Origin of the sequence: Sorangium sp. So ce131 (assembly GCF_051519095.1) — a bacterium.
Taxonomy (GTDB): domain Bacteria; phylum Myxococcota_A; class Polyangia; order Polyangiales; family Polyangiaceae; genus Sorangium.
The window spans coordinates 5,400,788-5,419,568 of sequence record NZ_CP150455.1 but is presented as its reverse complement, the minus strand read 5'-3'; the positions used below and the strand labels follow the sequence as shown (position 1 = coordinate 5,419,568).

Below are 18,781 nucleotides of genomic sequence, written 5' to 3'. Positions count from 1 at the left end.
CTGTAGCGTGCGGCCATGGAGCTGTCCTACGTGATGGGGTTCGGGCTGGGCACCACGCTCGCTCTGCTCGCCCTGCTGCGCATCGGGCAGCGGATCTTCTCGCCGGCGCACACGGTCGCCCGCGACCTCACGGAGAGCAACGCCGCACGCCGGCTGCTCACGGTGGGCCAGGTCCTCGCGGTGTTCCTCGTCGCCGCGAACGCCGTCAAGAACTGCCTCGACGGCTCCGGCTTCGCGCGCGACGTCCTCTGGGTGGGCGCCTTCGCCGCCGTGGGCCTGCTCCTCGTGATGGTGACCGGCCACCTCGGGATTCGGCTCCTGCTCCGGTCCCGGCTCCCTGCCGAGATCGAGCGGGGCAACGCCGCCGCGGGCGTCGCGGCCGGGGCGCACTACGTCGCGACGGGCCTCATCACCTCGCGCGCCATCGCGGGCCGGGATCTCGGCGATCTCGCCCTGTCGCTCGGCTTCTTCCTGCTCGCGCAGGTCACGCTGCACGTGTTCATCCTGCTCTTCCGGGCGCTCACCACGTACGACGACGCCGAGCAGATCCAGGGCGAGAACCTCGCCGCGGCGCTCAGCTACTCCGGCGCGTCGATCGCGGTGGCGATCGTCATTGCGCGGGCGCTCGAGGGCGATTTCGAGGGCCTCTTCATCTCGCTGAAGGGCTACGGCGGCGTGCTGCTCTACCTCTTCGCGCTCTACCCGGTCCGGCAGCTGCTCGTGCAGAGCTTGCTGCTCGGCGCGCCGCTCTCGCTGCGCGGCGGCCGCCTCGATGCCGGCATCGCCGCCGACCGGAACGAGGGCATGGGCGCCCTCGAGGCGGCGACCTACCTCGCGACCGCGATCGCCATCGCGCGCCTGTTATGAGCGACGCCGCCCGCGCCTACGACACGTTCGCCGCGAGGATCGTCGAGACGGGCCTCATCACCGACCCCTGGATCGACGGCGCGCCGCGCTTCCGCGAGGAGCCGGTGTTCGTCACCGAGGCCGAGCAGCGCGCGCTCTACCGTGCCGCCGAGGAGGTCGCGGCGGTCTACAACGAGCTTTGCCTCCTGGTCGCGGACGAGCCGGCCTTGCTCGACGGCTTCTTCTGCATGACGCCGTGCCAGAAGGCGATGTGGCTCTCGTCGCAGCCGGTGTGGCACGGCATCGCCCGGGCCGACGTCTTCCTCACGGCCGAGGGCCCCGCGATCGCCGAGCTGAACTGCGACACGCCGACGGGCGAGGCGGAGGCGGTCGTCCTCAGCGCGCTCGCCGCGCCGGCGCACCCGGGGGCGCGGGACCCCAACGGCGAGCTCGGCGCCCGGTTCTGCGCCATGGTGGAGGAGGTCGCCCGCGCGATCCTCGGCGAGGCCGCGACGCGGCGCCTCGGCTTCGTCTATCCCACCGAGTTCACCGAGGATCTCTCGGTGATCCGCCTCTACCAGCGCTGGCTCGAGGAGCGCGGCTACACGGTCGTCCTCGGCTCGCCGTACAACCTCGGCCACGACGATCGCGGCCTGTCGCTCTTCGACATCCCCTTCTCGATCCTGCTCCGCCACTACAAGACGGACTGGTGGGGGGAGCGCTCGAGCGTGTGGACCGACGAGGAGATCCCCGACGCGGAGCCGCTCGTCGGCCCGCTCGGCGCGGTGCTCTCGGCGTTCGCCGACGGCCGCGCGGCGATCGTGAACCCGCTCGGCTCGGTGCTGCCGCAGAACAAGCGCTCGATGGCGTTCATGTGGGAGCACCTCCACCGCTTCTCGCCGCGCGCGCAGGCGGCGATCGAGCGCTACGTCCCGGTGACGTCGCGGCTGGAGACGCTGCACGCCGAGATGCTGCTCGCCCAGCGCGAGGAGTGGGTCCTGAAGAGCGATTATGGCGCCGAGGGCGAGGAGGTGATCCTCGGGCGCCACGCCACGGACGACATCTGGCGCGCCTCGCTGGCCAAGGCCCGGGAGGGGCGCTGGATCGCGCAGCGGTACTTCGCCGCGCTGGAGGACGAGCGGCGCGAGTCCGTCAATTACGGCGTCTACCTCGTCGCCGGGGAGGCGTGCGGCATCTACACGCGCGTCCAGGCCGGCATGACGGACGCGACCGCGCTGAGCGCGCCGGCGCTGATCCGCTAGGACCGCGTTATGGCACGTCCATCAGCGACAGGCTCACCGCGTCGCTGACCTCCTCCGCCCGGATGGCCTCGATCATCGCGTCGAACTCGTCCCAGTAGAGCATCTGATCCGCGTCGATCCCGAGGTGCTCGTGCTTCGGCAGCCCGTGGTTCGTGAGCAGGATGATCATGAGATCTCGCGCCGGATCGGGGTCGATCACCATGAGCGTCCCGGCGCCGCCGGTCTTGCTGTAGGCGGCGGTCGAGGTGTGATCGCCGCCGGGCCACGCGCCCCGGTCGTACAGCTCCCACCCGTACCCCTTGCCCGAGTAGAAGAGGTTCTGGGCGAACGTCGCGGCCGGCATCGGGAGCCCGAGGTTGCCTGTCTGGAGCGTCGTCATGCTGGCCACCGACGACCGCGACAGCAGCCGCTCGCCCGGGCAGACGGCGACGAGCGGGCTGCAGAGCACGTCCAGGCCCCGGACGTGGACGCCCCGGTTGAGCAGCACCTGCGCGAACGTCGCCAGGTCGCGCGCGGTCGAGAACAGGCCGTCGCACCCGGTGAGCTGGTCGTGCGCGCACGTGCCCGTGTTCTCCTCGATGTCGTAGTCGGTCTCGTCCTGGACCTCGCCCCGCAGGTAGCGGCCGCGCACGCTCGACCACGCCGTGCCGACGAAGCGGTCGTGCTTCCGCGGCATGGTGAGCTTCGGCCGGTAGCTGGTGCTCGACATCTCGAGCGGATCGAAGATGTAGGCCTGCATCAGGCTCTGGAGCGAGCCGCCGCCGACCTTCTCCAGCACGTGGCCGAGGATGCGGTACCCGAGGTCGCTGTAGAGCACCTTCTGGCTCGGCGTGTAGAGCAGCGGGGCGGTGAGCATCGTGTGCCATCGGTCGCTCGCGCCGAGGACGCCGCCGGCGTCGACGTCCTCTCCCGACGCGTAACGCATCAGATCCCTCACGGTCACGAGGCTCTTGGCCGGGTTCGACGGGTCCGCGAACTCCGGGAAATAGGACGCCACCCGGTCGTCGATGCGGAAGCCCGGGAAGTGTCCGGACTCCTGCATTCGGAGCGCCAGGAAGACGGTGAACGGCTTCGTCATGGACTCGAGATCGAAGATCCCGTCGCGGGGCATGGGCGGCGAGGGCATGTCCGGCCATTGCTCGTTGAAGCCGTCCCGCTCCCCGAGCGCCTCGTGGAGCACGATCCGGCCGCGCCGGGCGACGAGCAGGACCGCGCCCTGGATGTCGCCCTCGACGACGGCCTCCTCCAGCGCCGCGACCGCGTCGTGGAGCGCGGCGCTGCTCATGCCCACCGACTCCGGCGCGGCGGGCTGCAGGCTGCGGGGCCACGCGCCGCTCGACGGCTGAGACACGAGCGCGCGCGCCTCGCCCCCCGCGCCGAGACATGAAAGGGCCGCCACGAAAGACACGATGAAAGACCTCGTTTTCATGGATGCTTCCTCCTCGAAAGGGCTGCCTTCAGCGTCGAGACACGAGCCTCTCAAGTTAACGCGTATTCCAGCGCGTCATCCAGCCCTGGTTCGCTGTCGGCGGACGTTTCGCGCGCTTCGCCGCCGCGGAGGCCAGCGGCAGCCGCTGTGTGTCACGAGATGAAGAGAGCGAGGCTGTGTGGAGGAACCGCCGCTCTGCACACGTGTCCGATTGGGGGCGCGCTAACTGCCATGCTGCGAGCTGTTGCGCAGATCACCTGACATGCGCCTGGCCAATAAGGCTTCTCCTTAGTTTGACGCGGCGCAACATCTCAGTCCCCGCACGTGGGCGCAGTGCGCGTGGAGGACGCGCTCTCCGACCTGGCGATCGGGGCTGAGCACGGGCGCCCTCGCCGACGGGGCGGGCGAGCGCCGCGGCTGCCCGAGCCTCGGCGCCGCGAGGTCCGCCCCTGGCAGCAGTGGACTGCGCTCGCCCTCGCTCCGTAATCGTGCCGAAAATGGTGCGGAACGGTGCGGGAGCGGTGCGGGCGAGCTCGCCGTGGGCGCGCGGCCTGACGAACCGCGCGCGACCCGCTTGACGGCAGCCGCTCGACAGAAAATGGTTTCCTCATGGCACCTGCGACGCACGCCCCGGCCCAGACGGCCTATGACGTCGACGACCCCGACGTCTCAGGGCTCGTAACGGAGGACGACACCCCCGTGGACAGCATCCTTTCCGAGAAGCAGCAGCGCCTTCTCACCGAGCCCTTGTACAGCTCCTGGTCGGGACCTCCGCCGGAGGAAGGCCAAGGCTCGCGCCCGTTCGCGGCGCTCGCGAACGTCGGCCTCTTCGTGAGCCCGACCGAGCCGCCCATCGTGCCGGACGTGATGCTCAGCCTCGACGTGACCCTCCCGGAGGACTTCTCCGAGAAAAAGAACCGCTCCTATTTCGTGTGGCGGTTCGGCAAGACGCCCGAGGTGGTCATCGAGATCGTCTCGAACCGCGAGGGGGGCGAGCTCGACGAGAAGCTCCGACGCTACCGGCGCCAGCACATCCCCTACTACGTGGTGTACGACCCTCTGCGCGAGTTCGGCGATCCGACGCTGCGCACGTTCGAGATGCGGGGTGACCTCTACGTGCCTGTCGAGCGACCGTGGTTCGAGAGCGTGGGGCTCGGCCTCGTCGAATGGGAGGGCTCGTTCGAGGGGACCTCCGGCGCCTGGCTGCGCTGGTGCACCCGGGACGGGCGAGTCGTGCCGACCGGAGCCGAGCGCGCGGCGACCGCCGAGACCCGCGCGGCGACCGCCGAGACCCGCGCGGCGACCGCCGAGACCCGCGCGGCGACCGCCGAGACCCGCGCCGAGCGCCTCGCGGCCCGGCTGCGGGAGATGGGCATCGATCCGGACGACGCCTAGCGGCGCCGCTGGCTGGCCGGCGGCGCCTACCGCCGGTGGAGCCGCTGGAGCCGGCGCAGGAACGCCGGGTCGAACACGCCGTCCACGCGGATCGAGTAGCGAAAGAACGGATCCGGCTCGACGCCGTGGTAATCCATATCGTTGAACCAGTAGATGGGCGCGCGCACCACGGTGCGCTCCTCCCCGTCCCGGTCGCACAGGTAAAAGCGCTTGTCGCCCCGCGGCGCGAACGAGATCGACTGCGCCGGCCCGAGCGCGCGCCCCGGCTCGGTGTCGCGGTGCGCGGGCGCGTGATCGTTCGCCTCCAGGCCGAAGATCACGCAGCGCCCGATCTCCACGAACGGCAGGCCGCGGATGAACTCGACCGTGCGCGGGAACACCGCCCGCGCCTCCTCCGAGAAGTCCTTGCCGGCGCCGGAGTGTTTGTCCTCCCAGCGGTCGTTCTCGAGCAGGTGATAGCAGACCTTCCAGGGGAAATAGACGCGGTAGCGGTACTTCAGATAGAGCATCTGCGCGCGCGTCAGCGGGTGTTCGGTCTCGTCCCCGAACGTGTACTCCCGGTGCCGGTCGAGGTCGAAGGCGGACGGATCCTCGCTCAGCGCGACGAAGTCGCGGAACTCCTCGCGCGAGAAGCCGCCGATGACCTGGCCGTAGTCGACGTAAGGGTCCTCGTGCACCCACGGGGCGACCACGCCCATCCACTTCAGGCTGCCGCCGGTGTACGAGGGCTCGACCCGGCAGAGCCCCAGCACGATCTCGCGATCGAGGTCCGCGAAGCAGGACGTGTCGATCCACGGCGACAGGTCGATGTAGGGGCGGCCCCACAGGCCGCAGAGCTTGCTCACGCCGTCCCCGCGCCGAGGGCGGCGAGGTACCGGCGGGCGACGAGGCGATCGAAGGCGTGCACCCCGTCCTCCACCATGGCGTAGGTCGACGGCGTGTACCCCGCGGACCGCACGCCGCGCTGCTGGCGCTCGCAGATCGCGCGATCTTCGCGGTTCACGCCGTCCCAGAAGGCGAACACGTCGCCTGGATCGAAGCCGGGCGCGAACGCCGCCGGGTGGAAGTACGTGTCGGCCACGACGAGCGTCCGGTCGGGCGCGCGCGGCGTGAGCCGGTACGTGAGCAGGTAGTCGGGCTGGAGGCTCGTGAGCAGGCCGGGGAAGAGCATCGCGTCGCGCACGCGCCGCCGCTCCGCCTCGGGCACGATGAGCGGCCGCGCCCCGCGCGCCGCGCCGGTCGCCACCGTCTCGGCGCCGGGCGCGAGCTCCATGACCCCGCCGAGCCACGGGCCGCCCCCGCCGCCCCCGCCCCACGAGGTCGCGTCGTCGCACGGGGTGAGCCGCTCGAGCGCCGGGTGTACGCGCGGAAAGTGGTGGGACTCCTGGAAGTTCTCCACGCAGAGCTTCCAGTTCGCGCCCACCTCGTACTCCACCCGCCTGCCGCGCCGGAGCGAGCGCAGCTCCGGGCGCGCCAGCCAGGGCGGCGCCTCGCCGACCGCGCGCTCGAGCTCGGGGACGCCCGGATCCAGCGCGACGAAGACGAAGCCGAGGTGGACGCCCGCGCGCACGTGCGAGAGCCCGTGCGCGCCCCGGTCGAAGCCCGGCGGCGCGTGCGGCGCGGAGCGCAGCGCGCCGGAGAGCTCGTACGTCCAGCCGTGGTAGGGGCACTCGAGGTGGGCGAGCCGGCCGCAGGCCCCCTCCAGCAGCGTCGCCGCCCGGTGGCGGCAGACGTTGTGGAACGCGCGGATCGCGAGGTCCGCGCCGCGGACGACGAGGATCCCGGCCGGCGTGAGCGGCGCGAGCAGCCACTCTCCAGGGCGGGCGATCTCGTCCTCGCGGCCGACGCACAGCCACGATCGCCCGAAGATCTCGGCCTGATCGAAGGCGAAGACGCCCTCGTCCCAGTAAGCGCGCGCGGGCAGCGGGCGGGCGCTCGGGAGCGGGGCGAGGACCGCGGAGAGATCAGCTGGGGAGAGCGGGAGCTCCGTCAACGGAGCGATGTTACCAGAAGCGGCGCGGGCTCGGCTGACACCGCACGCCGCACGCCGCACGCCGCACGCCGCACGCCGCTGAAGGCCGCGCCGGTCAGGGCGTCGGCGCCCGTGAGCCGCTGTCGAGGACCAGATCCGCGTCGTCGATCTCGACGCCGCGGAACCGCTGCTCGCTGACGCACGGCGCGTCGAGGCGGGGCGGGCACAGCTTGCCCTCGCATCGCTGCTCGGACGTCTGCTGCACGACGCCGCTGACCGTCGATCCGTCGACCGTCATCTCGATGTTCACCTTGAGCGTGGCGATCGTCCTCATGTCGCTCACGATCTGCCCGTACCTGTCGTCGTCGCCGTCGCTGTCCGCGTCGACGAAATCGTCGTCCTCGCGGTCATCCACGTTGTCCCCGTCGGTGTCGACGGAGGAGTCCTTCGCCTTCTCCGAGTCGTCCTTGCCGTCCCTGTCGGCGTCGATGAAAGGATCGAGGCGATCCGCGATGCCGTCGCGATCCGAGTCGACGACGTCGTCGGTGAAGGGGAACTCGACGTCCTCCGCCTGGCCCGAGAACCGGTACGGGTCGTCGTCCGTGTTGCCCCTCAGCACGAGCCCCCCGGTGTCGAGCATCGCGTCGTCGTCGGTCGCGAGGTAGAGGATCAAGGTCTGGCCGGTCCGGAACGTCGTGGAGTCGTACGCCTCGGCCAGGGGCGACTCGTCCTTGGGGAAGCAGCCAGGCTCGTCTCGCTGCTCCTCCAGGGCGATCCGGTAGATCGTGTAGTCGCCCGCCGAGAGGCCGCCGCAGGACGCGGCGCCGGCCAGGGACGCAAGGAGGGCGGCGCGAGCCGAGAGCGCACGAACGGTTCGTCGATCAAGCATGTTCATCTCCTCCGCAGCGCTGGGATAAGCCGCGGATCAGCACGAAAGCGCGCCGCCGCACGCGACGTAGCATTCATCGCACATCACGCAGTCCGCGTAGTCGGCGTAGAGGTCCGCGCCGGACGGGTAGGCATCGGCGCAATCCAGGAAGCAGGCGTCGTCGTCTTCGCGGCAGCTGGCGATGCATTGCACGAACGAGCCGCAGAAGTCGTCGTTGGCGCAGGCGTCGAGCTCGTCGGAGCAGCCCACGGCGTTCGCGCAATCGTTGCACTCCTCGCACGACACGTCGGGGACGTCGCAGATGGCGGCGCCGTTGCAGTCGGCGACGTCGGTGCCCTCGTCGCACAGGTCCGTCCCCTCGGGCTCGTCGCACACGCCGTTGTTCGTCCGGGCGCAGGTCCTGGCGGCGCAGTCGGCGACGTCGGTGCCCTCGGGGCACGTGTCCGTGCCCTCGGGCTCGTCGCACTCGTCGTTGTTCTGCGTCTCGCAGAGCGCGGCGGCGCAGTCGACGACGTCGGTCCCGTCCACGCACCGGTCGGTCCCCTCGGGCTCGTCGCACACGCCGTCTTCGGTGTAGTCGCACGGCGGGAGCTTGCAGTCCTCGATGTCGGTGCCCGGCGGACAGAGCCCGCTGCCCTCGGGCTCGTCGCACTTGCCGTTGCCCGTGTACGGGCAGTAAGAGAGGCAGTCGGCCGGATCGGTCCCGGCCGGGCACAGGCCGGTGCCCTGCGCCTCGTCGCAGATGCCGTCGCCCGCGGTGGGACAGCCCTCGTCCGGGCGGAGGCAGCCCGCCAGGGCCGCCGCCTGCACATTGCACACCTCGGCCACGTGGTGGCCGTTCACGCACCGGCCCTCCAGGCGGACGCACTCGGTGTACGCGAGGAGCTCCTCCTCGCATTTCTCCTGCTCGGCCGTGTCCTCGACGGCGTCCTGCTCTTCCTGGCAGCGCTCCTCATCGTCCGCGGAGCACTCCTCGCAGGCGCAGCGGGCCAGGCAGACCGTCGCGTAGGTGGGATCGCCGCCGCTCGAGCCCTCCGAGCTCGCGCAAGCGGCGAACAGACCGGCGACAGCGAATGTGATCATCACGTGTCGGACACGCATGTGCTCTCCTCATCCTCTAGCGGAACCGAGAGATCCTCCTGCCGACGCGCGGGCACCGCTGCGAAACCGGTGAGGGCGACATCCCCCATGACTGGACGCTGGACGCCCCCAATAGCCCTCTTCAGTCGCACGCTGCGCTCGACTATCTCTCGTTTAAAATGTGACTGGAAATTTCAACCCCAGGAAATCAGCTACCCCTACCACTTCCGGAGTCGGCCGGTCAATTGTCGAGAGCGCTCGACCAGGCGTTCAGCGGAGGTCGCGCGGCCGCCGTCTCGCGATCGGCTGAGGCCGCGGCGCTGCGCGAGGGAGCCGCATCCGAGGAAGAGCCCGCTGGGGCGCGCGGCGGGCTCGAGCGCACCGGCCGAGACGAGGTCGTGCACGTTGTCGTCGATGATCCCGAGGTGCGTGTGAAGAAGGGACGAAACCAGGACGAGCGCGCGCGTCACGCGGGGCAGAGACAAGGGCCTTGCTGCCGCTTTGTGGGCTCGAAAACCGGGCGCCCGGGCGCATCGGGGCGCGCGCGGGCGCCCGTCGAAAGGCTGCGCTGTTCCGGTCCGGGGCGAGGGCGGTCGGGGGCAAATCCGCAGGATTCTCGGCAGATCTCCGGACGGGCCCGCGCAGGAGAGCCGAGGATCCAAAAGATACGTTGGCATCTGTTCTCGTTTCGGCCGATGATGCGGCGGGCGCGTGTTGCGCCGCGGCGCCGTACCTCCGAGTTCAGGCGACGCGTCAGCAGACCTTCTTGGCTGGAGAGCGGCGGATGAAGATGCGATCTTTGGTGTGTCTCCTTGTGCTCGGCTTGACGACCGCGGCGTGCGGCGACGACTCGACGACCCCTGGCAACGGGGGCGCTGGTGGCGAGGGCGGCGCGGGCGGCGGCACCACGACGACGAGCGGCACCACGGGGACCGGCACCGGCGGCGGCGGTGACGGCGGCACCGGCGGCACCGGCGGCACCGGAGGCACGGGCGCCACGGGCGGCGGTGATGGCGGCGGCGGCAGCGGCGGCGGCACCGGCGGCGGTGATGGCGGCGGCGGCAGCGGCGGCGGCACCACCACCAGCAGCACGACCGGCGGCGGTGATGGCGGCGGCGGCAGCGGCGGCGGCACCACCACCACCACCAGCAGCACGACCGGCGGCGGCACCACCACCACCAGCAGCACGACCAGCGGCGGCGGTGACGGCGGCGGCGGCAGCGGCGGCGGCACCACCACCACCACCACCACCACCAGCACGACCGGCGGCGGCACCACCACCACCAGCAGCACGACCGGCGGCGGTGACACCACCACCAGCAGCACGACCGGCGGCGGCGAGGGCGGCGCTGGCGGCGCTGGCGGCGCTGGCGGCGCTGGCGGCGGTGAGCCGGGGGTCGACGGTACTGCTTGCGAGGCGGACGGCGACTGCGAAGGCGATCTTTGCCTGTTCGAGGACGGCGGCTTCCCTTCGGGCTACTGTTCAGGCGCGTGCACGGCGCCCGGCCCCTGTGCCGGCGGCGGCGAATGCATCGCCACCACCGAGGACGGCGACGGCATCTGCCTCGATACGTGCAGCGAATCGGACACCTGTCGCGACGGCTACGCGTGCACCGATCTCCTCGGAGACGGCAGCACGATGGTCTGCCTGCCGGCGTGCGAGACCGACGCGCAGTGCCCGACGACCGGCACCTGCAACCCGGGCGAGGGGAACTGCCTCGACCCGGCGCGCGCCGACGGCGTCGCCTGCTCGGAAGCAGACGCGTGTGAGGGCGGGCTGTGCCTCACCGAGACCAACGGCTTCCCTGACGGCTACTGCTCCGCCGTCTGCTCCGACACCGGCCTCTGCTATGGCGGCGGCATCTGCATCGTGGGTGTGTTCGAAGACCCCGAGATCGCCGTGTGCCTCGAGTCCTGCAGCGACACGGCCCCCTGCCGCGAGGGCTACGCCTGCTTCGGCCTGCTGGATGCGGAAGGTGAAGAGACCGGCGAGAGCGTCTGCTTCCCGGACTCCCCCTGAGGAGCCGTGATAGCGGAATAGAGATCGCGGCGGGTGGGGGCGACGAAGGGCCGGGGAGCCGCAATGGCGGCCTCAGCGCCCTTCGCTCCCCCCGGGCGGCTCAGGTTGCCCCGCGCCCGGCCCCTCACGCGCCGCGCTGTCGCGCGCCGCTTCACGATGACCTGGCGCTGACCGCACCCCCTGCGCTCAGCGCCGGCGGCGCCGCTTCACGATGACCCGGCGCTGACCACACCCCCTGCGCTCAGCGCCGGCGGCGCCGCAGCACCAGCAACGCGAGCACAGCCAGCGCGGCCGTCGGCCCGCGGGATGGCCCGCCGGCGGTCCTGCAGCCGCAGTTGCCTGCGACGGCCGCGACGCTGCCCGGATCCACGGTGCCCGCGCCAGCGCCGGTGCTTGCGCTCGCGACGCCTCCGATCCCGCCGCCCGCGCCGCCGCTCCCGGCGCCGGCGCCCTCACCTGCCGCTCCCGCGCTCCCGCTCCCGGCGCCGTCACCTGACGCCCCCCCGCCCCCGGCGCTGCTCGTCTCGTCGGCGCCGCCTCCCGAGCCTCCCCCCGCGTCCGCGCCGCCGGCGCCTCCGCCCCCGGTGTTGCCCGACGACGCGCTCGACGAGCCCCCCTCGCCCGCGAGCGCGAGGTACGCGTCGGCGAAGCGCCGGCCGAGGCGCTGGTACGAGGCGGAATCGAAATGCCACGTGTCGTCGGCCCGCCGCGGGGTGAGGTCGTCCGTGTCGACCCACGCGATGTGCGGGTCCGCCTCGGCGATCTCCACCTGCGCGGCGCGCACGGCGTCGATGTACATCTCCCGGCCGGCGGCGACGGGCCCGCCGTTCGCGGGATAGAGGTTGTCGCTGACGCGGCCGAGGACCACGCGGAGCTCGGGCAGGCCGAGATCCTGGCGGAGCGCCGTGATGAAGCCCCGCAGGGTATCGCCGTAGTCGAGCCCGCCCGCCCACGCGGCCTCGTTCTCGCCCTGCATCCAGATGAGCCCGGCGATCTCGTGCTCGTGCCCCTCCGCCTGGAGCCGCGCGAGCGCGCGGTCGAGCCGCGTCGCCTCGCCGGGGTACAGGAGGGCGTTGTCGCCGGCGTACGTCGCCGAGTCCAGCGCGCCGAGCAGCGCGTGGTAGAGCTGCGATTTGTAGAGCGCCTCGGGATCCGGCGCGAGCCCGCGCCCCCAGTGCCCGACGATGTTCGTGCCCCCCTGCGCCATCTTCACGATCGCGATCCGGTGCTGCGGGTATGCCTCCGCCATCGCGCGGCCGAAGGTGATCTCGGGCCCGTAGCGGTGCGCCTCACCCTTCGGCTCGAGCGGCCCCCAATCGTCGCTCGTCGCCGCGGCGTAGATGCCGCCCTCGCGCGCGTCGGGGTTGTAATGGTCGTACCAGACGTCGGGCTGGCTCTCCAGCTCGGCCGGGAGCTCCGCGCCGACGCCGTAACCGACCATGTTCGACTGACCCGCGAGGACGAAGACCTTCACCGGCTGCGCCGGCGCGGGGGTCGACAGCGAGAGCACCCCGGCTGCCAGGGCGATGCGACACCACTTCATCGTGACGTTCTATCGCGCGCGCCGCGCGCATCGTCAATGCGGCGGTTCGACGATCGGCACGCCGGCGTCATGTCATGTCATGTCCGGCGTCGCCTGATACGCAGCGCTCGACGACGCATAGACGCCGTTCGTGGCGTAGGAGTATCGGTGCGGGCGGAGGTGGCGCTCCGAGTGGCGCACACACCAGAGCTCTCCGCCGCCCGTCTCGTTCCGGCGCCGCGTGCACTCCACGCAGGGCGGCTCGATCTCGGGGATCCGTCCCGCGGTCGCGTGATCCTTCGGCCGGATGATCCACACGGGGCAACGCGCCAGCCGGGAGACGCGCTCGGCGACCGAGCCGAGCAGGAGCCGCTCGAGCCCGCGGCGTCCGTGCGAGCCGACGACGACGAGGTCGGCGTCGAGGTCGGCGGCGAGCTGGGCAATGTTCTCGGCCGGGGCGCCGCGACGGAAGTGGACGACGACGCGCTTCAGCCGCCTGCTGTCGAGCTTGCCACCCATGAAGCGCACGCGCTCGCCGGCGCGCTCCTGCAGCTGCTGGAGCGCCGTCTCCGTCTTGGTGCCGGGGGCGGCCGTGCTCGACGGGCCGGCGCCGGTCCAGCTCTCCGGCTCGACGTAGATGACGTGCACCTCCGCGTTCTCGCGCAGGCAGGCGCTCTCGAGCGCATGGTCGAGCGCGCGGTTGCTCAGCTCCGAGAAGTCGATCCCGGCGACGATGATGAAACGGCTCGTTGTGCTCGACATGGCAGTCTCCTCGGCCTCGCTGCGAGACCGTCTCTCCAGGGGTCCCCCTCGCGCTCCCTGCGCGCCCACGCTCCTTCGCGCGCGGCGTGCGAGACCGTCTCTCCGGGGGTCCCCTTGCGCTCCCTGCGCTTCCCACGCTCATTCGCACGCGGCGTGCCACGCGGCGTGCCACGCGGCGCGCCAGCGTCCCCCGCGCGGGCCGGCCGGCTCTCTGCGCGGCGCTCGCGGGCGACCTGCACCTCTTTCGCGGCCGCGCAAACGGCGCGTGGTGGGCGGGGGCGGGAGCGCCGCGCGCTGCGAGCTCGGCAGTCGCTGGAGACGCCATACCGCGGGATCTCGCGCGTGGCACGCCCGGTGCTCTGTCCCTGGCAACGCGCCTCGGACAAGAGAGCCAAGGGCGATCGGAGACAGTTGTCCATGAGCTCTGAAATGACCGATGGGGAGCATCCCACGCCGCGCCAGCCGATCCGCAGCGCGCATATCGTCGGCCCTGGCGGCGGGGTGTCGATGGTGGCGACCGTGTACTGCCCCGTGCAGGAGCGTTCGGCTGCGTTGACCGAGTGCCAGGCGTGCCAGCGCTTCCATGCGCTGCACGCCGAGGCGGGCGCGCGCGCCACGTCGGTCGTCTGCCAGCCCGGGCAGGCTGCCGCGGACGGGAGCGCGGCGAGCGCGGCTCGGGAGGACGGGGGGCTGCTGCGCGACATGGACCGGCCGCTGGATCCGGAGGCGCCGCTCGCGGAGGTGATGACGAGGAACGTGATCTGCGTGCGGCCGGACGTCGATCTCGACCAGATCGTGGCCCTGCTCGTCCGCCACGGGATCAACGGCATGCCGGTGGTCGACGAGGCGGGCAAGCCGGTGGGCATGGTGTCGCGGGCCGACGTGCTCCGGGCGGCGCAGGAGCGCGGCGACACCGCCGAGGCCGCGCGGGTGACGGCGCGGCTCGGCGACGGCGCGCTGCTCGAGATCGAGCCGGGCCTGCGCGTGCTCGAGCCCGTGCAGATCACCGCGTCCGACGTGATGACGCCGGTCGTGGTGAAGCTGCACGAGAGCGCGAGCATCCGGCAGGCGGCGGCGCTCATGGCGTACGAGGGTGTGCACCGGCTGCCGATCGTCTCGGACGACGGCAAGGTCGTCGGGATCCTGTCGTCGCTCGACGTGCTGCGGTGGTTCGCGCGGCGCTGCGGGTACCTGATCCCGCCGGGGCGCAGGCGCGCCTGAGCGCACGGACGGCGCCTCACGGCGCGCGGCGGAGCGCGCCGCGTTGCCAGGTGTACCGGCCGCGCGAGCCACAGACACGCCGGTACGTGCCGCGCACTTGCTGCGCAGAGGCGCCGTCCCAGGGGGAGCCGACCGGGAGGGGTTTGTTCCCAGCGATCCACGGGTCGTCGCACGCGGATGGCGTCCCCGCCGCCTCCTCGAGGCGGATTGCGTCGCCGTCGACCCGAAGCGTGAGCGCCACCGCGCAGGGGATCGGGTTTCCCGGCGCGCATTCATCGAGCGTTGCGCCGGTCGGCACGTCGAGCACCACGTGGAGCGCGCCGCCTCGCGGCGTATAGAGGACGGTGTGCGTGACGAAGGGCACCGCTCCGGACTCCTGCTCTCGCCCGCGCGAGCACACGAGCAGCTCAATCTCGGAGAGGGCGAGCGCGCTGCGGCAGGTGCACATGTTGATGCGCTGCGGCGGGTTCGTGGCGAGGGTCGACCAGCACGCCCCGTCCGGGCGCCACGTGATGCCGCGCGCCTTCAGCCAGGCCTCCTGGTCGAACGCGCTGCCCACCGCCGCCCCCGGACCGGCGATCGCCCCGGCGGCCGAAGCCGAGGCCGTGCCAGCGACCGGCGGCGGCGGCGACCCCGCGCCGGGAGATCCAGCGATGTTCGGGCGTGAGGCATCGACATCGGCGAGGCCCTCGGCTGCCGCAGGCGCGCCGCCGTCGGGTGGAGCAGGCGCCGCTGTCGGCGTCGCCGCGCTGGTCGACGCGGTCAGCGCGCCGGTCGCGCCGTTGCCTTGAGGCAGGCGCTCTCGATGGCACCCCAGCTGATATCCCGCGAGCGCCGCCGCGAACGCGGCGCAGGCGGCTGAAACGAAGGCGCGCTTCAAAACAGCGAGTCCTGAAGGAACTGTTGTAGAAAGGTGACCGCGAAGGGGCCGGGCATCGCCACGTAGCCGCCGAACGCCGCGAACTGATGCCAGTAGTCGTCCCTCTCGCGAAGCTCCGGGTGCTGGGTGACCACATGATCCCAGAGCGGGTTGCTGCCGGCTTCATAGGCCTTCTTGCTGGGCGGCGTCGCGGTGACCCGCGGAGCGGGCCCGCCCGCGAGCTTCTCGATGCTGATGCGGATCCCGTCGTTGGCCGCGAGCTGGTAGCCCCCGGTCATCCGCAGCACCGTGTCGCTCCGCGAGTTGAACCACTGGATCGCGGCGCCCGCGTTGGCGGGGGTGCCCCGCGCATCGAACGCGTACACCTCCGAGACGCGCTGCTTGTTGTTGGCGAGGGCGGCCCACATCGACAACCCCCCGGCGCTGTAGCCCGCGATCCCCAGGCGGCCGAGGTGGATCCCACCGCGGTTCTTCGCGAGGCGCTGCTCCGCCCAGAGCAGCCTGATCGCGCCGCCGGCGAGGGCGGGCAGGGAGGCGCCGGTCGCGGCGCCGAAATCGGAGCCGCTCGGCCAGGGGTGAAGGAGGACCACGGGCTTCCCGCTCCGGGAGAGCGCGTCTTCGAAGCCGGCGCGCAGCCATGCATAGGGCCAGTTGTTGTTGCTGGGGTCGGCGAGGAACATGTCGCGCTTCCAGATCTCGGCGCGCGGATCATCCACCGGCTTCAGCAGAAGGCGGTTGAGCCCGAACATGTCGTGATGGGCATCGTCGACGCGGGAGTAGGTGTAGCTCTGAGGCCGGAAGAACACGAGGCAGCCGATCCCGGGCGCGGGCGGCGCGGCGCAGGCCGCGGGGACGGTGGCGAACCAGATGAGCGGCTTGCCGCCGGTGTGGCCGAGGGCGACGAGCTCGGTCTCGCCGGGTTTGTGATCGGCGGCGTACTCGGGCGCCTCGGCGGCGTACGCCATCCAGAACGGCGTGATGTTCACGAACTCCGTGCGGATCTGCGCCAGCGCGGCGCCGTTCACGTTGGCCATCACCTTCGTGTCGACGAGCGGGTGGCTCTTCACGTAAGCCGGGATGTTCGCGGCTTCGAGCATCGTTCCCCCGGCCACGACGTCATAGGGCTGCTCCACCTGGAGCACGGGGTGGCTCATCGGGCCCACCGATCCGACGGCGCCGAACGACGCCGTGAACGTGGCCTTCAGGACGAGCCGCCCCGTCCCGTCGGGGATGTCGAACTCGCGCACGCCCTGGGACCTCGCCGCGAGCGGCAGCGGCGCCCCCCCGACCTCCACGCGCACGTCGGCGCCCGACTCCGGCAGCAGCGGATGCCCTGCGTTCGGCCACGTGACCCGCAGCTTCAGCATCAGACCTGCTCCGTCTCCTTGAACACGGGATCCACCCGCCCCTCCAGCGCGAGCTCGACCATCGTCGACCGATAGACGAGCTCCTCGATGAACGGCGGCGGAGTGTCCGTGGGCAGCGCGGGCAGGTCGAGCGGAATGCTCTCGAGGAAGCGCCATACCGGATCCAGGTGTCCCTGGAACAGCGCCTCGTGGAGGGCGTCCACCGCCGCGCGGAACCACTCCGGCGGGGGCGGCGCGGCGGGCGCCGGCGCATCCGGCGGCGGCGCGGCGCTGGTCGGCAAAGCGACCCACTCCGGGATCGCCTCGGTCGGCATCACGAACGTGTCCCCGGGGAAGATCACGTCGGGCGAGCGCCCTGCGTAACGTTCGCGGTTGAGCGCCCAGATCTCCCCCCAGCGGGCTCCATCCCCGAGGTAGCGCGACGCGATCCGCTCCAGCGTGTCGCCGCTCTGGACCACGTAGACATCGGGCGCGATCCACAGCCCGGCATGTACGGGCGGCGGTGCTACGGGCGGCCGCGGCGCCGGCGGGAGCTCCGGCAACACCGCCTGCACGACGGCCTGAGCCCCCCTCGCGACGGCGTGGAGCGCGAGCATCACCTTCTCCTCGGCGACCGTGAGCTGCCATGGCCCGTCCTGGTCGTCGACCAGGGACAGCGCGGGCCACGGGGACGGCTGGGCGACGTGCGCGAGATCGACGCGCGTCACGAGCATGAGCTTCTGGGGCTCGGCGTCCGGAAGGCTGACGGCGTCGCCGAAGCGGCTCGGGAGGCGCACGTGCCATGCGTCGCCCTCCGGCAACGGCGCAACACGGCGCGGGCGCCGCTCTCGGCCTGCGAGCGCCTTGGCGAGCTCGTCGACGCCGCTGATCGCGGCGCTCCCCCAGCCCGCAGGCGCCGCGTCGACGCGCACGCGTCCGCTCGAGTCCGTGCGCCGCACGACCTCCCCCGCCGGCGTGTTCACCCGCAGGGTCACGCCGGGAATCGGGGCCTCGAGCTCGTCCAGAAGCACGATTTCGTAGAAGGACAGGTCGGTCGTCGCCTCCGGGGCACGAGGCGGCCGCGGCTCCGCCGGCTCGTGGCGTGGAGCCCGGGTCTCCGCGTCCGGACCTCGGGAAGCGCCGGGTGGCAGGGCGCGGGTGTCGCGCAAGGCGACGAGCTCTCCGCGCTCCAGCGCCTGACGCAGCCGGGCGCCGATCTTCTCGCGGAGCTCACGCTCATCGTGCAGGTGCAGGCTCGACCGGCTGCCGAGGGTCAGCTCGCAGAAGACGTCCTGGAGGACCTGGACGTCCTCGCTCCGCCACGCATCGATGGCGGACCAGGCGAACAGGGGCGGGACCGGCTCGAGATGTACCCTGGCTGGATCGTCGGGCGCGTGGTTCGCGCGTACGAGGTACACTCGTCGGTAGCCGACGTCCGAGAGCGGCCATCTCCAGAGCCAGGAATGCGTCATGAGGTGAGCCTACCGGAGAGGGTCCAGGGGCCCCCGCGCGGCGTCAACCCTCGCGAGAGGCGCTGCCGCGGCCGGGAGGCGCTGCCGTCCGCGGGAGGAGACGCTAGAACGTTCGCGCGTGTCAGGCCGAAGGCAGAGGGCAGGCGGCCCGGCGTGCCCCGCGGCCCTCGCCCCGCGCAAGCGCGTTTCTTGCGACGGTACGGTCGCGCTGATATGCGCTGGGAATCCGTCGGGATCCGGAGGCAGAAAGATGAGCCAGTATCGGGAGACCGCGGCGGCGCCGGTGGTGGTCGCGGCGTTCGTCGGTCAGATCTTCGGCGTGAATCCGGTCACCGGACAGGTGGTCTGGGAACACAAGATGGAGTCCGGGGGCGGCGCCTCGACGGCGCTCCTGATCACGCCCGAGGTGATCTACGCCGCGACCTACACCAGCGTCGCCTGCCTGCGTTACCCGACGGGCGAGCTGCTCTGGCAAGCCAAGACGGTCGCGCTCGGGCGCGCCACGCTCCTCTTGGAGGGTCACCGGCTCTTCGTCGCGAAGCAGGGCGAGATCGAGTGTTTCTCGCTCGCCGGCCAGAGCCTGTGGCACAACCGGTTCAAGGGCAAGGGAATGGGCCCGGTCGCCATGGGCGTGCCTCACAACGTCGTCCAGTCCGACGACAAGGACTGAGGGCGCAGCACTCGC

General features: G+C 71.9%; 16 protein-coding genes. 6 read left to right on the top strand and 10 right to left on the bottom strand.

All coding sequences use genetic code 11. The features are described 5' to 3' along the window. The first annotated feature begins 15 nt into the window (after positions 1-15). Together WMF43_RS19550 and WMF43_RS19545 are read left to right on the top strand one after the other, a co-directional pair. Positions 16-867, top strand: a complete 852-nt coding sequence (locus tag WMF43_RS19550) for a DUF350 domain-containing protein (protein ID WP_437682210.1) — start codon at positions 16-18, stop codon at positions 865-867. After that, complete coding sequence (locus tag WMF43_RS19545) at positions 864-2,108, top strand: glutathionylspermidine synthase family protein (RefSeq protein WP_437682209.1); 1,245 nt, start codon at positions 864-866, stop codon at positions 2,106-2,108. The genes WMF43_RS19550 and WMF43_RS19545 overlap by 4 nt, the downstream gene beginning before the upstream one ends. A 7-nt stretch (positions 2,109-2,115) precedes the next feature. Here the strand turns inward: WMF43_RS19545 and WMF43_RS19540 are convergent, their stop codons facing one another. Then, on the bottom strand, positions 2,116-3,537 hold the full coding sequence (locus WMF43_RS19540) for a serine hydrolase domain-containing protein (protein ID WP_437682207.1): 1,422 nt from the start codon (positions 3,535-3,537) through the stop codon (positions 2,116-2,118). A 609-nt stretch (positions 3,538-4,146) separates the two neighbouring features. Here WMF43_RS19540 and WMF43_RS19535 point away from each other — a divergent pair. Continuing rightward, a complete protein-coding gene (locus WMF43_RS19535; protein WP_437682205.1) occupies positions 4,147-4,932 on the top strand; it encodes a Uma2 family endonuclease in 786 nt (261 codons plus the stop codon). 26 nt (positions 4,933-4,958) lie between these two features. On the opposite strand, the gene WMF43_RS19530 is transcribed toward WMF43_RS19535, so the two are convergent. The 4 genes from WMF43_RS19530 to WMF43_RS19515 all read right to left on the bottom strand — a co-directional run bounded on the left by WMF43_RS19530 (position 4,959) and on the right by WMF43_RS19515 (position 8,894). Then, positions 4,959-5,777 carry a hypothetical protein gene (locus tag WMF43_RS19530; protein WP_437682203.1) on the bottom strand — a complete coding sequence of 273 codons (819 nt, stop codon included), beginning with the start codon at positions 5,775-5,777 and terminating at the stop codon, positions 4,959-4,961. Further along, complete coding sequence (locus WMF43_RS19525; protein ID WP_437682201.1) at positions 5,774-6,925, bottom strand: aromatic ring-hydroxylating oxygenase subunit alpha; 1,152 nt, start codon at positions 6,923-6,925, stop codon at positions 5,774-5,776. The genes WMF43_RS19530 and WMF43_RS19525 overlap by 4 nt, the downstream gene beginning before the upstream one ends. Before the next feature lie 94 nt (positions 6,926-7,019). Beyond that, a complete protein-coding gene (locus WMF43_RS19520) occupies positions 7,020-7,793 on the bottom strand; it encodes a hypothetical protein (protein ID WP_437682199.1) in 774 nt (257 codons plus the stop codon). Between the two features lie 36 nt (positions 7,794-7,829). Further along, positions 7,830-8,894: a latent transforming growth factor beta-binding protein gene (locus WMF43_RS19515; RefSeq protein ID WP_437682198.1), complete on the bottom strand. Its 1,065-nt coding sequence runs from the start codon at positions 8,892-8,894 to the stop codon at positions 7,830-7,832. Between the two features lie 778 nt (positions 8,895-9,672). Between WMF43_RS19515 and WMF43_RS19510 the strand changes: the two genes are divergently transcribed. After that, on the top strand, positions 9,673-10,893 hold the full coding sequence (locus tag WMF43_RS19510; protein WP_437682196.1) for a hypothetical protein: 1,221 nt from the start codon (positions 9,673-9,675) through the stop codon (positions 10,891-10,893). Between the two features lie 241 nt (positions 10,894-11,134). On the opposite strand, the gene WMF43_RS19505 is transcribed toward WMF43_RS19510, so the two are convergent. Then, entirely contained in the window at positions 11,135-12,436 is a 1,302-nt protein-coding gene (locus WMF43_RS19505) for a sialate O-acetylesterase (protein ID WP_437682194.1), read from the bottom strand. Positions 12,437-12,508: 72 nt separating this feature from the next. Beyond that, on the bottom strand, positions 12,509-13,177 hold the full coding sequence (locus tag WMF43_RS19500) for a universal stress protein (protein WP_437682193.1): 669 nt from the start codon (positions 13,175-13,177) through the stop codon (positions 12,509-12,511). 417 nt (positions 13,178-13,594) lie between these two features. On the opposite strand from WMF43_RS19500, the gene WMF43_RS19495 reads away from it, so the two are divergent. Continuing rightward, positions 13,595-14,398: a CBS domain-containing protein gene (locus WMF43_RS19495; RefSeq protein WP_437682191.1), complete on the top strand. Its 804-nt coding sequence runs from the start codon at positions 13,595-13,597 to the stop codon at positions 14,396-14,398. Between the two features lie 16 nt (positions 14,399-14,414). Here the strand turns inward: WMF43_RS19495 and WMF43_RS19490 are convergent, their stop codons facing one another. Genes WMF43_RS19490 through WMF43_RS19480 form a run of 3 tightly spaced genes read right to left on the bottom strand, consistent with a single transcriptional unit; the run spans position 14,415 to position 18,096 of the window. Next, positions 14,415-15,278 carry a hypothetical protein gene (locus WMF43_RS19490; RefSeq protein WP_437682189.1) on the bottom strand — a complete coding sequence of 288 codons (864 nt, stop codon included), beginning with the start codon at positions 15,276-15,278 and terminating at the stop codon, positions 14,415-14,417. Further along, a complete protein-coding gene (locus WMF43_RS19485) occupies positions 15,275-16,645 on the bottom strand; it encodes a hypothetical protein (protein ID WP_437682187.1) in 1,371 nt (456 codons plus the stop codon). The genes WMF43_RS19490 and WMF43_RS19485 overlap by 4 nt, the downstream gene beginning before the upstream one ends. Beyond that, entirely contained in the window at positions 16,645-18,096 is a 1,452-nt protein-coding gene (locus tag WMF43_RS19480) for a LysM peptidoglycan-binding domain-containing protein (RefSeq protein WP_437682185.1), read from the bottom strand. The genes WMF43_RS19485 and WMF43_RS19480 overlap by 1 nt, the downstream gene beginning before the upstream one ends. A 250-nt stretch (positions 18,097-18,346) precedes the next feature. Here WMF43_RS19480 and WMF43_RS19475 point away from each other — a divergent pair, with 250 nt between their 5' ends. Then, entirely contained in the window at positions 18,347-18,766 is a 420-nt protein-coding gene (locus tag WMF43_RS19475; protein ID WP_437682183.1) for an outer membrane protein assembly factor BamB family protein, read from the top strand. The last annotated feature ends 15 nt before the right edge of the window (positions 18,767-18,781 follow it).

Excerpts from the sequence above, each read along its gene's own strand:
- WMF43_RS19550 (WP_437682210.1), top strand. The coding sequence starts at position 16 with ATGGAGCTGTCCTACGTGATGGGGTTCGGGCTGGGCACCACGCTCGCT.
- WMF43_RS19545 (WP_437682209.1), top strand. The coding sequence starts at position 864 with ATGAGCGACGCCGCCCGCGCCTACGACACGTTCGCCGCGAGGATCGTC.
- WMF43_RS19540 (WP_437682207.1), bottom strand. The coding sequence starts at position 3,537 with ATGAAAACGAGGTCTTTCATCGTGTCTTTCGTGGCGGCCCTTTCATGT.
- WMF43_RS19535 (WP_437682205.1), top strand. The coding sequence starts at position 4,147 with ATGGCACCTGCGACGCACGCCCCGGCCCAGACGGCCTATGACGTCGAC.
- WMF43_RS19520 (WP_437682199.1), bottom strand. The coding sequence starts at position 7,793 with ATGCTTGATCGACGAACCGTTCGTGCGCTCTCGGCTCGCGCCGCCCTC.
- WMF43_RS19515 (WP_437682198.1), bottom strand. The coding sequence starts at position 8,894 with ATGCGTGTCCGACACGTGATGATCACATTCGCTGTCGCCGGTCTGTTC.
- WMF43_RS19505 (WP_437682194.1), bottom strand. The coding sequence starts at position 12,436 with ATGAAGTGGTGTCGCATCGCCCTGGCAGCCGGGGTGCTCTCGCTGTCG.
- WMF43_RS19500 (WP_437682193.1), bottom strand. The coding sequence starts at position 13,177 with ATGTCGAGCACAACGAGCCGTTTCATCATCGTCGCCGGGATCGACTTC.
- WMF43_RS19495 (WP_437682191.1), top strand. The coding sequence starts at position 13,595 with ATGAGCTCTGAAATGACCGATGGGGAGCATCCCACGCCGCGCCAGCCG.
- WMF43_RS19485 (WP_437682187.1), bottom strand. The coding sequence starts at position 16,645 with ATGCTGAAGCTGCGGGTCACGTGGCCGAACGCAGGGCATCCGCTGCTG.
- WMF43_RS19480 (WP_437682185.1), bottom strand. The coding sequence starts at position 18,096 with ATGACGCATTCCTGGCTCTGGAGATGGCCGCTCTCGGACGTCGGCTAC.
- WMF43_RS19475 (WP_437682183.1), top strand. The coding sequence starts at position 18,347 with ATGAGCCAGTATCGGGAGACCGCGGCGGCGCCGGTGGTGGTCGCGGCG.